The 15,010-nt window shown below is 36.9% G+C and carries 18 protein-coding genes; 13 read left to right on the top strand and 5 right to left on the bottom strand.

The genetic code is table 11. From position 1 onward, the window contains the following. The first annotated feature begins 11 nt into the window (after window positions 1–11). From WA352_RS07255 to WA352_RS07240, 4 genes are all read left to right on the top strand, one after another. Window positions 12–1,058: a DUF932 domain-containing protein gene (locus WA352_RS07255; RefSeq protein ID WP_336141724.1), complete on the top strand. Its 1,047-nt coding sequence runs from the start codon at window positions 12–14 to the stop codon at window positions 1,056–1,058. Between the two features lie 161 nt (window positions 1,059–1,219). After that, window positions 1,220–2,296 carry a YqaJ viral recombinase family nuclease gene (locus WA352_RS07250; protein ID WP_336141720.1) on the top strand — a complete coding sequence of 359 codons (1,077 nt, stop codon included), beginning with the start codon at window positions 1,220–1,222 and terminating at the stop codon, window positions 2,294–2,296. Window positions 2,297–2,537: 241 nt separating this feature from the next. After that, window positions 2,538–3,455, top strand: coding sequence for a recombination directionality factor (locus tag WA352_RS07245; RefSeq protein ID WP_336141718.1), 918 nt, complete (start codon window positions 2,538–2,540; stop codon window positions 3,453–3,455). Between the two features lie 85 nt (window positions 3,456–3,540). After that, window positions 3,541–3,762, top strand: coding sequence for a helix-turn-helix transcriptional regulator (locus WA352_RS07240; RefSeq protein ID WP_245107187.1), 222 nt, complete (start codon window positions 3,541–3,543; stop codon window positions 3,760–3,762). A 66-nt stretch (window positions 3,763–3,828) separates the two neighbouring features. Here WA352_RS07240 and WA352_RS07235 read toward each other — a convergent pair whose 3' ends face one another. Together WA352_RS07235 and WA352_RS07230 are read right to left on the bottom strand one after the other, a co-directional pair. Next, window positions 3,829–4,443 carry a hypothetical protein gene (locus WA352_RS07235; protein ID WP_245107190.1) on the bottom strand — a complete coding sequence of 205 codons (615 nt, stop codon included), beginning with the start codon at window positions 4,441–4,443 and terminating at the stop codon, window positions 3,829–3,831. 205 nt (window positions 4,444–4,648) lie between these two features. Next, window positions 4,649–4,912: a helix-turn-helix domain-containing protein gene (locus WA352_RS07230; protein WP_245107193.1), complete on the bottom strand. Its 264-nt coding sequence runs from the start codon at window positions 4,910–4,912 to the stop codon at window positions 4,649–4,651. Between the two features lie 207 nt (window positions 4,913–5,119). Between WA352_RS07230 and WA352_RS07225 the strand changes: the two genes are divergently transcribed. From WA352_RS07225 to WA352_RS07185, 9 genes are all read left to right on the top strand, one after another. Next, the gene (locus tag WA352_RS07225; protein ID WP_336141714.1) at window positions 5,120–6,016 is read left to right on the top strand and encodes a helix-turn-helix transcriptional regulator; all 897 of its coding nucleotides are present in this window, start codon (window positions 5,120–5,122) and stop codon (window positions 6,014–6,016) included. A gap of 212 nt (window positions 6,017–6,228) precedes the next feature. After that, the gene (locus WA352_RS07220) at window positions 6,229–7,260 is read left to right on the top strand and encodes an ATP-binding protein (protein ID WP_336141712.1); all 1,032 of its coding nucleotides are present in this window, start codon (window positions 6,229–6,231) and stop codon (window positions 7,258–7,260) included. Window positions 7,261–7,279: 19 nt separating this feature from the next. After that, window positions 7,280–8,581, top strand: a complete 1,302-nt coding sequence (locus WA352_RS07215) for a hypothetical protein (protein ID WP_336141710.1) — start codon at window positions 7,280–7,282, stop codon at window positions 8,579–8,581. Continuing rightward, a complete protein-coding gene (locus WA352_RS07210) occupies window positions 8,581–10,269 on the top strand; it encodes a hypothetical protein (protein ID WP_245107225.1) in 1,689 nt (562 codons plus the stop codon). Before WA352_RS07215 ends, WA352_RS07210 begins: the two co-directional genes overlap by 1 nt. Next, window positions 10,256–10,903, top strand: a complete 648-nt coding sequence (locus tag WA352_RS07205; protein ID WP_336141708.1) for an OmpA/MotB family protein — start codon at window positions 10,256–10,258, stop codon at window positions 10,901–10,903. The genes WA352_RS07210 and WA352_RS07205 overlap by 14 nt, the downstream gene beginning before the upstream one ends. A gap of 354 nt (window positions 10,904–11,257) precedes the next feature. Then, entirely contained in the window at window positions 11,258–11,692 is a 435-nt protein-coding gene (locus WA352_RS07200; protein ID WP_336141707.1) for a hypothetical protein, read from the top strand. Window positions 11,693–11,831: 139 nt separating this feature from the next. Next, window positions 11,832–12,368, top strand: a complete 537-nt coding sequence (locus WA352_RS07195) for a hypothetical protein (RefSeq protein WP_336141704.1) — start codon at window positions 11,832–11,834, stop codon at window positions 12,366–12,368. Between the two features lie 21 nt (window positions 12,369–12,389). Next, window positions 12,390–12,827, top strand: coding sequence for a hypothetical protein (locus tag WA352_RS07190; protein WP_336141703.1), 438 nt, complete (start codon window positions 12,390–12,392; stop codon window positions 12,825–12,827). An 84-nt stretch (window positions 12,828–12,911) separates the two neighbouring features. Continuing rightward, a complete protein-coding gene (locus WA352_RS07185) occupies window positions 12,912–13,397 on the top strand; it encodes a hypothetical protein (protein WP_336141701.1) in 486 nt (161 codons plus the stop codon). A 43-nt stretch (window positions 13,398–13,440) separates the two neighbouring features. Here WA352_RS07185 and WA352_RS07180 read toward each other — a convergent pair whose 3' ends face one another. The 3 genes from WA352_RS07180 to WA352_RS07170 all read right to left on the bottom strand — a co-directional run bounded on the left by WA352_RS07180 (window position 13,441) and on the right by WA352_RS07170 (window position 14,965). Continuing rightward, on the bottom strand, window positions 13,441–14,031 hold the full coding sequence (locus WA352_RS07180; protein WP_336141699.1) for a hypothetical protein: 591 nt from the start codon (window positions 14,029–14,031) through the stop codon (window positions 13,441–13,443). 64 nt (window positions 14,032–14,095) lie between these two features. Continuing rightward, a complete protein-coding gene (locus tag WA352_RS07175; RefSeq protein WP_336141697.1) occupies window positions 14,096–14,308 on the bottom strand; it encodes a hypothetical protein in 213 nt (70 codons plus the stop codon). Between the two features lie 69 nt (window positions 14,309–14,377). Beyond that, the gene (locus tag WA352_RS07170; RefSeq protein ID WP_336141695.1) at window positions 14,378–14,965 is read right to left on the bottom strand and encodes a DUF805 domain-containing protein; all 588 of its coding nucleotides are present in this window, start codon (window positions 14,963–14,965) and stop codon (window positions 14,378–14,380) included. Between the last annotated feature and the right edge of the window lie 45 nt (window positions 14,966–15,010).

The following is a 15,010-nucleotide window of genomic DNA, read 5'->3' as shown; positions in this document are numbered from 1 at the left end:
GAGAAATCATCATGGCACATCAACTTGAACAAATGGCGTATGTCGGTGAAACCCCTTGGCATGGTCTAGGTAATCAGCTTACCCAAGATCAGCCAATCGAAGTCTGGGCACAACAGGCAGGTATGGACTGGCGAATTGAATCATCTGATGTTAGCTATATGGCTCAGAATGAGAAAGGTCAGAGTATTATTATGCCTTTTGAAGAGCAGCGGGTTTTGTATCGATCAGATACCCATGCACCGTTATCTGTGGTTAGCCAACGCTTTCAGGAAGTACAACCGAGTTCTATCTTGGAGTTCTATAGAGACTTAACTGAACAATCAGGCTTTGAGCTTGAAACAGCAGGTGTACTTAAAGGCGGCAAGAAATTCTGGGCATTGGCTCGAACAGGGCAGACCACAGCCTTAAAGGGCAAGGATGTCAGTAATGGTTATATCCTATTAGCAACTGCCTGTGACGGAACACTTGCTACAACGGCTCAATTCACTTCAATTCGAGTGGTCTGTAATAATACTTTGACAATTGCTCTAAAAGGACAGAGCAGCGCAGGCGTTATTAAAGTTCCACACAGTACCAAGTTTGATGCAGAAAAAGTTAAACAGCAACTGGGTATATCTGTTCGTGTATGGGATGAGCATATGTACGAGATGAAGCAGCTCAGTCAACGGAAAGTGACGCAGCAGGAGGCCGCAGCTTACTTTGATGCTGTGTTTAATAATACCAGTCTTAGTATTGCGGATCAGGATGAAAGCATTATTCAGTTTTATCGCAATGTTGCAGTTCCCAATCAAACTAACTCATCTCGATCAGACAGTAAAACCGAACCGAATGGACGAGCTATGTCTAAAGTCATGACGATGTTTAATGGACATGGGCGTGGGGCAGAACTCAGTTCAGCTAAAGATACAGCTTACGGTTTACTTTGTGCCATTACGGAGTTCTGTGACCACGAACGACGAGCGATGAGTACCGACCATCGACTGGATTCTGCTTGGTTTGGTATGGGGGCAGCGATTAAGCAACGAGGCTTGGAACAAGCGTTAAGAATGGTAGCTTAAATTTAACTCAGCATAAGTAAGGGGGGAGTGAATAAATAGCCTAAGTTGAACTTTCCTAAATTAATCAATTTCAATGAGTCATTTTTCCTTTTGCCGCACCTCCCCCAGGTGCGGCTTTTTTTATGCCCAAATTTTAATTTTTTACAGATATGGAGAATATGATGAATCCAAATACACAAACCCCGTCAAGTCATGCAATCGGTCATTTACCTTTAACCATAAATCCACCACAAACGGCTTTGACTTCTAGATCACAGCAAACTTCAGCTAAACGTTTGGCTAAAACCAAAGGTATGAATCGAGAACAATGGTTACAGATAAGAAAACAAGGCATTGGAAGTAGCGATGCCGCAGCAGCATGTGGTTTAAATCCTCATATGTCGATGCTAGAACTGTGGATGATTAAAACAGGTCGAATGCAAGCCCCTCCAGATCAACCGCTTAAAAACCGTTATTCACCGCTGTATTGGGGCAATAAGCTCGAACCATTGATTGCGGATTACTATCGGCAGCGTACAGGCAATAAGGTTCGTCGGGTCAATGCTGTATTACAGCATCCTGATGAAGACAAAGCCTTTATGTTAGCCAATCTGGATTATGCAGTAGTGGGCAGTGATGAAGTGCAGCTTCTGGAATGTAAATCTGTAGGAGAGTGGGGAACCAAACATTGGCGTGAAGGTGTACCTTTATACGTGATTATTCAGGTACAGCATCAATTGGCAGTGACAGGTAAACAAGCAGCACATATCTGTACCTTAGTCTGCGGACATGAAGCCAAGATATTTAAAGTTGAACGTAATGAAATTGTGATCAATCGACTGATTGCTTCAGAAAGAATCTTCTGGTCCTGTGTAGAAAACGATATACCACCGCATATCGATGCCAGTGATTCAGCAGCAAAAGCCTTGCAGCTTTTATATCCGCAGCATATTCCTTTACAAACAGTAGATCTGTCTACTTTGTCGGGAGCAGATCAACTATTTACTGATCTACTCACTGAGGAAAAGCATCTGGCACATCATCAAACCAAATATGACTATCTCAAACATCGTATTCAGATATTAATGAAGGATGCAGAAAAAGCCATATTTAGTCAGGGCAGTGTGACATGGAAGAAATCCAAGGATAGTGTGGTTTTAGACCAGAAAGCATTGCTCCAAGCGCAGCCCGAATTACTACAACAGTACCCCCAATCTCGTATTGGTAGCCGCAGATTTAACATTCATCCACGTCCCTAAACAACCCTAGTAAAACCCCTTAAACCTAAAAAAGCGCAAAGCCACCCCACTTGCCCTCCCTCCATGTAACGGAGAAAGGGCGTTGGAGCAGCTTTGCGTAAATCTTTGATGCACTCAATCTCTTATGACCGAAGAATAACGAAAGGTGATTGATCAGGCTGAACAGAAATAGGTGAAGAGGCGGTGCTTTACGGTAAATACCGTGACTTCGTAAATATTAAACAAAACAAGGATTCACCTCATGATTAAAGGTCTAGCAATCACTCCGCCTGTACTTGGACGTATTAGTATTGGCAAGATCGTTGAAAAGAATGGCAAACGACTCCCTGAAAAGGATGATCAATTTACCATTACCAGCCAAATCCAAAATAAGGATGGTTGGGTTAAACATCCTCTCGATGAACAGCTTCGTGCCAAAGCTCCCAATCAAAACCAGAAATTGAGGACCATTCCAGTCCGCATGATCTTTAATGATCCCGATCTAAATCTAAGAGCAGAATACACTTTATTTGACCGACAGACAGGACGACCATTGTGTACAGGCAACGGTGAAACTTGTCAGCGACTTGGGCAGAATGGTATTGAGCAACATCCATGCCCATCTCCTGACTTATGTCCACTGGCACACGGCGGACTATGTAAACCCTATGGCAGACTCTACGTCAACTTAGATGAATCCGATGAATTTGGCACATTTATCTTTAGAACCACAGGTTTTAATAGTATTCGTACTTTGGCGGCAAGATTGAGTTATTACCATGCTGCATCAGGTGATTTACTGTCATGTTTGCCTTTGCAACTCACTCTGAGAGGCAAGAGCACCACACAAAGTTATCGAACTCCTATCTACTACGTGGACTTAACTTTACGTGATGGTACTAATTTGCAGGATGCCATTACCTCAGCCCATCAGATTGATCAGCAAAGCAAGGCAGCAGGGTTTTATCAAGAAGCTTTAGATCATGTCGCGCGGCAGGGTTATGGTAATGCTAGCTTTGAGGTGGGAGGTGAAGAGGGATTGGATATTGTTGAGGAGTTTTATAATGATCAGCAAAATGCGGTTGAGGTACAGCCCAATGTGGAATCAACCGTCTCAATTGCTAAAACTGCCAATGATATAAAACAAGGGCTTAAACAAAGTGTACGGGCAGTAAATTAGGTCTGAGTCATTGGTAGAAAAATACAGAGCTCGGTTTTGTATTGAGAGAACGACCTCTCAATCACAAACTGGGAGTAACAAAATAATGTCATCCAATAAATACCCATATCAGATTTTTAAGATCGAAACAGTGAGTAAAATTATTGATTTAAGTCGTTCAACGATTTATGAGCTGATCAATCCTAAATCCAAATATTACGATCCAAGTTTTCCTAAACCTCTCCATTTGACCCAGAATCGGATTGGTTGGATTTCGCAGGAAATTTACGATTGGTTGGAGCTGAAAATCGCTCAGCGAGAAAAGTAAGGGGAAAATGATCCCCTTATTTTTTGCATGATACTCACTCAACTTAAAGATAGTCAGTCACGATGGTTATTGTTTCTGGTTTTTTAGTGCTCGAGCAAGTTCAGGCAATTCATGGGATTCTAAAATTACAGCAAGTTGTTCCAACACAGATTGTGCTTCTTTTTCATCTAGATTAAACGCATCTCGATATATTTCATTGACGCTATCACCAATATGATTGATAAGTTGCCCAACAATTGAAGGACGCATTGCGCCCAAATGACCGTCTGAATTGAAAATATCTAAAATACTTTTTTCTGGGTTCTGCATAGTTTTATTGGCAGTGATCAATTTTGCTTTTTCAAATAAAGGATTTAATTCAGTCAGTATATGTTCTGGCAAGACATCTCGAAGCTCTTTATTGACCAGATGTAGAATAACTGCTTGGGGAAGGCTTAGACCTTTTATGGTGGTTTCAACTTTTTTCCAACGCCAGTTATGTGGCATACAGTCACGGCGGCACTCTAAAGGAAATAATTTTTCTAGTAAATTTAGATCACGTTGGACAGTACGTTGTGTAGTTTCTATCCCTTGTTGATATAAATGTTCTTCAACTTCGGTAGTAGTGACATAGGTATTACTTAATAGGAATTGAATAATTTTCCATTGCCGAGTGATGACCTTTGATGATTGTTGGCTCATGATTTGCTCAAATAGTTTTTACTAAGTGTAATTATTTTTTTAAATAAGATTAATAGGATAACGTGTTGAGTAGGTCATAGTTTGACGTACTTGAATCATTGAGTTGATCTATAATTATTAAGTGTTGAGAAAAAGCATTATTTTTAAAGTTATTTTGAAATAGGGACACGACCTGTCCCTAGTAGAGGTTAGGATATCGCGGAATCTAATTTTTTTGAGATTGGTTTGCAAGAGAATGTTTAAGAATTAAATCAATACCTAAATGGGGATCAATGCCGAGTTCAGTGCAATACCAGACAAATTCAACAACATCTAATCGACGTTCACCATCTTCAATCCGTTGAATAAATGAATGTGGTTTTTTAATGCGGTGAGCAAGGCTACGCATTGTTAGGTTCTGCGCTTTACGCTGGCTTTTGAGCCAGTCTCGTAAAGCAATCATTTCGTCTGTATGAATGCTTTTAGTCATTGTACCTATTTATGATACATTGACCTTTGTACTCAAATTGGGTACATTGATGTATTGTTTTTGTTGTGTTTGTAAAATGTTCATTTTATGTTAATTTGTGTGCAGTTATACAAATAACTAAAAAATAGACTTTGAAATGAAAAAGGGACATAACCTGTCTATTTGATCAACATAATGATTAAAAGATAGGAAAAGATAGATTTATATATGCAAGTAATCATGCAAAATAAAAATGAGACTTTAGCCAACCGTTTGATCGATATTCTTACAAGGCTAAACTCAGGGGAAAAACTGACCATCAATATGTTGGCAGAAATTTATGATGCGCATCCTAAAACGATTCGACGTGATCTGGTTCGCCTAGAAAGCTGTAATTTACCTATCCAAAAAGAGGGCAAATATTTTTATTTAGACCCGACTTATTTAGGTAAGTTGAAATTAAAAGATATTCAGTCTTTTGCTCGTATATCTGGGATTCGACATCTATATCCTAAGCTTGATGTTTCGTTTATACGTGAGCTTTTGGATAGTCGTGTTTATGATGCCAAAGGTTATTTTGTTGAAGATGCCTCACAGTTTAAAACCTTATTTGAAGTATTTGGTGAAGCTATTCGTAAGCATCAACAAATAGGTTTTATTTATAAAGGTGAACCTCGTGTCGTTGAACCTTATAAATTAGTTCATCATCACGGTTGTTGGTATTTGGCAGCAGTGCGTAAAGATATTTTGCGTGCCTATCGTTTAAGTCGCATTGAATTATCAGCACATCCACATGATCTTTTAGGCTTTGAACCTAATGCAAAAATTTTGACTCAACTAGAGGATGAAGAAAGTATTTGGTTTGGTCAGGAGAAGCAGGAAATTATTTTAACTGTTCATGTTGATGTCGCTTTGCACTTTCAGCAAAGGCAACTCTTGCCTGAACAGCAGATCATTAAAAAACTGGATGATGGTGGATTATTGTTGTCTAGTCGGATTACGCATATTACCCAAATTTTGCCTTTGGTTCGTTATTGGATTCCACATCTTAAAATTGTGAATCCAGAGGGGCTACAGGATGAGATAGAAATGGGGCTCAAAGAATATTTAGATATTAAATATTAGAAGAAGAATAAGCCTGCACGACCACAAACGATGAAAGTGTTATGGCGATTCTGATAGACCGAAGTTTGTGTTTTTGTACTAAGAGGGATGACATTCTATATTTTCCAATAAGTAAAGATGTAAGTTGATGGATTTATGGATATTTTAGACATATTTAAAAATATAAAGAGATGGTTTTAATGAAGATCAGATTTTTTAAAGGATTCTGGAAAATGAGCAATAATAAAGTTGAGCTATTGACTGTTGTTGATGAACAAACAGATTTGGAAAAAGCTAGACAGCGTTTACAACAGTTTCAATCTGAACGTGAGCAAAAGGTGGATCAAAATATAGAAAATGTTGTCTCAGAAGATAAAATTCAAGACTTTTTTGCAATAACAGAACCTACTGTAACCTTAGATAATGACGTGATTTTATCGGCTACAACTCGTGTTCAGTTGGATGAGGGTATTGCTAAATTAAAATTTCATAAAACTATATATGAAGAATGGAACTTTGGTTCAGTTGATAAGCAAGGACGCAGTGTTATTTTAAACTTTTTTGGTGCGCCAGGGACAGGAAAAACTTTAACAGCAGAAGCCTTTGCTGGAAGTTTAAAGCAAAATATTATTAAGTTGGGAATAGCTGAACTCGAAAGTAAGTTTATGGGCGAAACTTCAAAAAATATTCAAGCTGTTTTCAAGGCTGCAACAGAAGCAAATGCGGTTCTATTTTTTGATGAAGCTGATACGTTATTAGGAAAGCGGTTATCTGCGGTAACGCAAGGGATTGACAATGAGGTGAATGCCATGCGTTCAACTTTATTAATTGAATTGGAAAAATTTAACGGAATCGCTATTTTTGCTACTAACTTTGCTAAAAATTATGATGAAGCTTTCAGAAGTAGAATTAGTCATCATATACATTTTGATTTACCTGATTTGGATGCACGTAAACATTTATGGTCAAAAATGCTAGTGGAACAAATTCCATTACATGAAACACGAGAAGAACTTATTAGTTGGGCAGCTGAATTATCAGAAGGTTTTTCCGGACGTGAGATTCGCACTTGTATGCGATTGGTATTACCAAAAGCCCTGTTGGAAGCAGAGCTTGGACAAGAAGAGCCTAAGTTAAAGCTGGAGCAGTTAAAAGAAGTCATCCATCGTGTTAACCATGCCAAATCAGAAGTTGCAAGTAAAAATAATGCAATAAGTAGTGATGAAGTACGTTCAGCAAAATCGTTACTTGGTATTAAAAATTAATTTTTAGAAGGGGGTAATTATGGGTTTCTGGAGTTCTGTTGGTTCAGCGTTTTCTTCGGCGGCTAGAAGTGTTAGTTCAGCAGTTTCATCTGTAGGAAGAGGCATGACATCACTTGCAGGTAAGGTTTGGGATACAGCCAAAAGTGCGGCTAGTAGTGCGGTAGGTTGGCTCGCTGATAAAGCAGAGAATTTCGTTGGTACTGTTAAAGATATCTGGAAAACTGCAAAACCTTGGGTGGAAATGCTAGCACCTTATATTGCTAAAGGGATTGCCTTGTTACCTTTTCCCTGGGCAGAAGGTGTTGCAAAGGCTGTCGAAAAAGGCATTCAAGATTTACTAGCTTTAGAAAATAGCCCAATTCTAAAAAAAGTCGAACAAGCGATCATATGGGCATCTAAGGCCGCTCAAAATTTTCGTGAGAAATTCTTAGATAAAGAAGAAGTTGAAGAAGCAGAACAACGTAAACGTGATATGCAAGAAGCAATGGATGCAATGGTTAACGAAGAACAACGACAGTCTATTAGGTTTGCTGCGGTCATTAATGACTATATTTTAGTCCAAACGCGCATCCAAGGTATTTTAGCTCGAGATGAAATCAGTGATTTTGAACATTATCTACGCTTACGTGCAACCCAGAAATTACTCAAAGCAGCGGAAAAAACACTAAGTACTGCGCAGAGTTTGAGTGAAATTACAGCCGATGATTCATTCTTACTGACTGTTGGGGCAGATCTTCTAGCAGATAATCCACAATTATCAGATGCAAATGCAGAACGTCTAGACAAGATTATTAAACGACGTTTTAATGGTAAGTCATTAATTCCTTTTGTATTTGAGGAGTTAATTCGTGCATGGGAAACTAAATATCAAAACATGGAAGCTAAATGGGAAAAACTTAATAGGGATACAGCTGCTTTAAAACGTGAAATGAAACAATTAGAAGTAAAACTGAAAATTGAGCCTTTGACTTCTGAAGAAGAAATTAAATTAACTGACTTTAAAAATGAACTTGCAATAGCAAATAATAATTTAAAGTACCAAGCCCAAGAAAACCGTGCTATGCAAAGCTATGTGCATGCTGCTGAAGGATTTCTACAAGTCTTAGAAAAATCAGCAGAGGAATTTGAAGCTGAAGGAAGGGATTACATTGTTGAAGATGTTGCAGAGGTAGGTAAATTATTAATCGACTGTGCTCAAAATAATAAACAGTGGGATGAATTAACAGAAGATGAGCAAATGCTAATTACTGATTATGCTAATATTTTTGCAGAAGATAGTAAAAAACGTAATCAAGATTTGATAGAAGCTGAGGTTGCGTAATGGATATTCTAAGTATTTTAAATTTTTTATTACCAATTCATGTATCACCAATAAAAGTAGAAACTTTACCTATTTTATTTTTTATTATAATTTGGTCTTTGTTTATTTGGACCGTATTCCATGTCTATAAAAAGGCTAAACCTGAGAACTGGGAAAATAACTGGTATGGCGGAAATAAAGGTGATAAAGGGAAAAAACTAGATGCTGAACATAGTTCGGTAATGGAAATCAGTGAAGCAGTAGCGACTTCTTCAGAAAAATTGGCTGATATTATGCCTGGTATGATTTTAATTATTGGTTTGCTTGGAACTTTTTTAGGTCTAGGTTTAGCCCTTGATAAGGCATCTTCAATTTTAACAAATGCTAATGCCATTAGTAATATGGATGCATCAATGGCACAGTTGATGGGTATGCTTGAAGGCCTGGGAACAAAATTTAAAACATCAACATGGGGGCTGTTAGCTTTTATTTTATTAAAAGTCATCTTATCTAAAAATGGCTATGAAGAGCGCAGATTGCGCTGGTCAATTGAAAAAGTTAAAAGCGAACTAGACGTTGTTCGTGAGCAAAAAGTACAAGAAGATAGGGCAAATAATCAAAAAATTATTGATTGTATGCAAACACTTGCTATGCAATTTGAAAAAACGGTGGAAATTAATCAGGATTCCAATAAAGAGCAACTGAAACAGTTATCACAGTTTAGCCAAGATACTGTTTCGGCTATTCGATTAAGCCATGAAGATCAATCAAAATTACTTAATCAGACTCAGAGCAATCAGATTGAACATATTAAGCTTATTAAATATCAAGCATTATCATTTGAAAAAATTCTAAATAGTTTATCTGAAAAATATGATCAAATGATTAAAAGTATAGATTTACAACATCACGAAAATAAATGCTTTTTTAAGGATTTAGTTCAACAAGGTAAAGATACTCGAGATGCTATGGTGGGATTTATTGAAAAAAATGAATTGACTGTTGATAAGTTGGGATTGGCAGCATCAGGTATGTCTAAGGCAGCATCAGACATGGGCGTTTCTGCAACACATCTACAGGATGTGATTAGTTCTTTCCGTACTAATATGGAAGATGTAGTTGACCTAATGAAAAAAGACCTAAATGCAACTATTGCAGGCATGAATACGAGTTTTAGTAAAAACATGGCGGAGATGTCAAATGGGCTAAGTACAGCAACTAAAGATATTTCAATGGCAGTTGATAGTTTGTCGGTTAGTGTTGATAAAACTATGATGGATGTAACTAGCACAATTAATACATCGATGGATATTCAGAAAAAATCATATGCAACTTTTATTGAAACTAGTGAGCATTTAAATGAAAATGTCATCGGCATGACTCAGCTTGTCGAGAGACTCTCAGGTGATATTACTGGCGGGTTAAAAGCAGTGTCTGAAAGTAATCGTAATATGATTAGTCTAGCAAAGAAAACAGATAGTATTTTAGAGTCTATAGAAAGTATTGAGGTACTTGCAGAATTAAAACCAACTTTGGATAATTTGGCGAAAAGTCTAGAAATACAAAAAGATGTATTACAACGATTAGGCAATAATACAGCTCTTTCAACGTTAGCTAATCAGAAAAATAAATCCTTAAACAAATCTAACCGTTCTACTAATATAACTAAAAGCTTATTTGGTATAAAAGGAGAAAATGGTGAAGGATAAGCCTAATGAATGGATTTCTATATCCGATTTGATGGCTGGAGTGATGGCAGTAGTGATGTTACTGCTCGTTATGTCGGTGCTTCAAAAGTCGTATGCTGAGTTAAAGCACAAACAAGAACTTGAGCAGGGTGGGGCAGCACAACAAAAACGTATTGCTGAAATGTTAAATGAACTCAAAAAATCTGTTGAAGAAAATGGTGCTAGCAATCTAATTTTATTTGATATTGCAGATGGTCGCATAACTTTGAAAGATAACATTTTTGAAAAAGGCAGTGCTTGTATTACCCCTTTAGCGGCACAAGCTTTTAAGAATATTGATGTAAAAATATCAACATTTTTAAAAGAAAATCCTTATGCTGCAATTTATGTTGAAGGACATACAGATAGTCTTCCAGTATCTCGTCCAGTAACTGACTTTGCTCGCTTTTGTACAGTTTATGATGATAACTTTACTTTATCAGCCGCAAGGGCAAGAGAGGCACGGAAATTGTTAATTTCACAGCTTGATGAGACTCAGTCAAGAAAGCTAATCGTTGCTGGATTTGGAGATTCACATCCTTTGCAAGGAATGGACTCCACTGATGGGCGAAATCGAAGAGTTGAAATTCAGTTTAGTGTGGTTGCTAAAAATTAAGTGCGGTTTATATCCGTTATAACGAGCGGACTAAATTGATTGATCATTTTAATAGCCAAGGATACTTATATCAGTCTTAAACCACTGAAAAGTATTGAGTCTTAACTTGAAAAAAGAAAGCAGAGCTACAGGTGCAATTAGAGCCATTTTCAAATATTGATTTTTAACTTTTATATTAATTAGATTGTCAGATGAAGTGCAACAGAGATTAACTTATTGGGAAGAAGCACACATCAATCAAGAGCTATATCAATATCTAGGAAAGTCCATACCATTTAAAAATGAAAAAAAGTTTGATGATTTCATGATGGATAGTACGGATTTTATACTTTAAAATTTTTTATGGAGTTAAATGTGTCAGATCAAGAATTTGAACAAGCAAAAGCTGAAGCTAAAGCATTAGCGCGTAAAGTGCATGATGCTGCTCTAATTATTGCAATGGATGGGCGGCCAATTAATAAAAATTGGATAAATGAGGGAAGCTATGTAGACATGAATGAAGCTACAAAAAAGTGGGAGAAATGTACGATTAACCTCAAAGTTAAGAGTGCTCACAGCTACCATGAGTGGATTGATATAACATTAGATGATGGTACTGTTATTCTGAATACGGACGATTATATTAGTGGGAGCGGTAATAGCGAATTTAATGTAGAGACTTTCCGTAATGGAGCTTGGGTTGAGCGTTTCATCACTTATTCTAAGGACGGTGTCGAGGCTGAACGTGAAAAACAAAAGCAAGCAGAGTTACAAGAGAAATTAAAACCATTTGCAAGTATTGATTTTTAAATTTTATATTTTAACTTATGCTAAAAGAAGTAATGAAATGAAATTCATTACTTCTTTTTTATAAAAGGACACAACCTGTCCACTCCATGCCCAATAATAAAGCCTTATCAAAATGATAATTCAATAAGGGGCTTATTCAATGAAAATATCAAAATCTGTCTTGTTCGCAAGTTTACTTGCTGCAACTACATCTGTTCTTGCAGATGAGTTTATTTCTGCCAATGGGGTGAAGCTTACAGTAGGTGATTCACTAAAAACAGTTACAAGCAAACTAGGGAAACCTTCAGAGAAAGCAGCAGGGTTGATTATCTGGAAACTAAAAAATGGTAATAAAGTTGCAGCTAGTTTTGACCAATATGGTCTAAGCAATGCAACATTAAGTGGAAATGTGTCTACTGATTATTTATATACGGATGGCATTAAGGTTTTCCTCAATAAAGAAAGCATCAACAGCATTGAGAAAAAACTTAAGTATGGTTGCTATCATGAGGGATGGGGTGAGGGCGCAATTGCAGACTATGTAGTGAGAAGTGGTCCAGAGGGTTCAATCAATTTAATTTTTAATACTTGGGGTGGAGATATCACAACCAAGCAATTAAAAAGCCAGAAAGTATCAGCACTCAGCTTGGGTGATGATGAACCATTTGGTGAACAAAAATATTGTCATTATCGATAAATAACTAAAAGGACTTTTGACATGAAAAAATTAATCATTGGATTCGCCGTTGCTTTCTGTAGCCATTCAGTATTTGCAGCTTGTCCAAGCCAGAGCAAAATGGTATTCAACTGTACAACGACCAATAACAAAGTGATTCAGGTCTGTGATGCAGGCAATACCATCAGCTATTCATTTGGTAAAGCAAATACTAAACCTGAGTTGGCGATCACAGTTCCTCGCAATAACGTCACCACTTTTCAATGGCAGGGTATTGGGCGATATGAAAATTATGCAATTAATATCCCAAATGGAAAAACTATATATCGGGTTAATGACAGTCTGGATAAAATGACGAGAGAATATACTGCTGGTGTTGAAGTCAGCAATAATGACAAATTACTTGCTACCGTAGAATGTGCTGCTAATAAAAAAATAACCAGTAAAATTCAGGGCATCAAACTTCGTCCTGAAATGTAATTCCTTTTTAATTTTTCTATGAGTTCTTATTTCATTTTCTCGAAATAAGAACTCTAATTCTCTTTAAAAATAAAAGGTGATCCAATGAGATTATACTATCTTATCGGGAGTCTGTTGCTTATCGCTGGGTGTCAGGATGCCTCAAACAATAAGCCAAATGTAGAATCCACTGAAAAAGCTGAAGTGATTCAGGAAACACAACCTGTTAATGATACCGATGATCAATATAGTGCAGACGGCTTAACCCGTTATGAAAATGAAAGTGTAGAGGAAATGGAAATACCACAAATTCCCGAAGAAGCACCTGTACGAATCGACTTACAATTAAATCCCGCATGGGCTGAATATGGCTTAGGTATGATTGATGTGCAGTCCACAACAGATCAGGTGGTGATTGACAAAGTTATTCTCAATCGGGGACAGTGTAGTGCAATTGATAATTCAATTAAAATGCCTGTTACTTTGAGCTTTGGTCATACTTATCGAGGCTATATTAATAACTGTAGCTTGGATAAAATCATTGAAATTCAGATTAATACAAATTTAGGTAACTGGACATTCAAAAGATAAAAAAGGGGGGAATACCAATATTGGCATTCCCCCCTTTTTTTAATTATGAATTGGCAAGTAAAGCTAGCTTTTTACCAACCAAGGCATAGGATTGGGTATTCACAATTGATGGGCAGCAAGAGGGATCATCCTCTGCATATTCATGATTCTCAATTGTAATAATACCATCTTTACTAATGTTAGTTACTTTGGCATCCAAACCCAGATTGAGATCAGTAATAAAATTAATCTGATCTTGTTGGTTCGTGGTAAAAATAAAAACTTCATAGGTCATGGTTGTTGAATGGCAGTTTGTTTCCTCACAAAAACTAGCCTCAACAACGTAATCAGTCTTTCCATCCTGATTGAGATCAGACTTGATAATATTTTTTGAGTTTAAGGCATATTTATAATAATCATCGTCAGAAGCAGAACGTCGGGATTCTTCATTTAGGAATTTGATAGATTCAGTAACCTTATTGTCAACCAAAGTTTCAATGCCTTGAAGAGGGGACTTATTCTGAATAGCCATTTCTGCTTGAACTTTAACTGATTGTTCATTTTCAGCTTGTGGCAGAACTTTTTTAATATTGTCACATGCTGTTAAGAGCGTTGCGCTGCTGAGTAGCACCAGAGTAAAAATTAAAGGCTTCATGTAGGATTCCATTAAAATGACCTATATCATTTAAAATATCGTGATATAAGTCATTGGTAAATATTTAGTTTTTTGGAGGGTGAATGGTTCTAATGACACGTTCGTTATGTTGCCGTAAAGGTAACGGGGCTAATCGTGAAATGATTAAAAGGGCGATAAAACCAATAAAAGGTGTAAATATTGCTGATACCAAAAACCAGAATAAAAAAGATCGACCTTGACTATTGGCATACAAAGCAATCAGTGCTGAAAAGAACAATAAAATGATAAAAGCCATAGATTCACCTTTAAGATATAGCCCTTACGCCAATATCTCTTGATAGAAAAGAATTGGCGTTATTTGTGATTATTTTGTTGGTTCACCATATTGATTATTATTGCTTTCCCCAGATTGAGCCCACCAAATGATTAAAGGAATGATTCCAATAATTGTTAGACTAATAAGATACCACCATCCAGAGCGGTTTGTGTCATGGAGTCTACGAGCAGAAACGGCTAAAAATGGAATAGTTAATGCTAGGGTTGTAATGACATAAAATAAAATTTCTGTTCCTAAAATAGCATCAATGATCATTGATAGAACATTACATATCACTAAACCCAGATAAAAAAACCAAAATTCTTTTCGTCTCGCACGACCATTAAAATTGGCATAATTTTTTAAACACTTTATAAACCAGTCAAAAAGATTAAAACATTCTTCAGATTTTTCTGAGTAAGACGTGCTTAAATTAGTGGGGTTATTTGTTCCCAAAGCTTTATAAATGGCAGTAGCTTGATTCAAACTGTTGACATCGAAATCTACTTTCATACCACGTTGAGGTAATGCTGCTTCTTTCCACTCACTACCGAGGAAATGATATCGAGCAGCATCATCCCCTGAAATAACCCCAGTATTGGTTTGAACTGAAAAATCTAAAATTGTACCTTTCATGTTTGACTCCACGTTGAACAAGTATGTTTTGTTTTTTTATGGAGT

It is taken from the genome of Acinetobacter sp. 102, from assembly GCF_037028485.1.
Classification (GTDB): domain Bacteria; phylum Pseudomonadota; class Gammaproteobacteria; order Pseudomonadales; family Moraxellaceae; genus Acinetobacter; species Acinetobacter higginsii.
The sequence above is the reverse complement of the archived record's forward strand: the minus strand, read 5'-3'. Positions and strand labels throughout refer to the sequence as shown.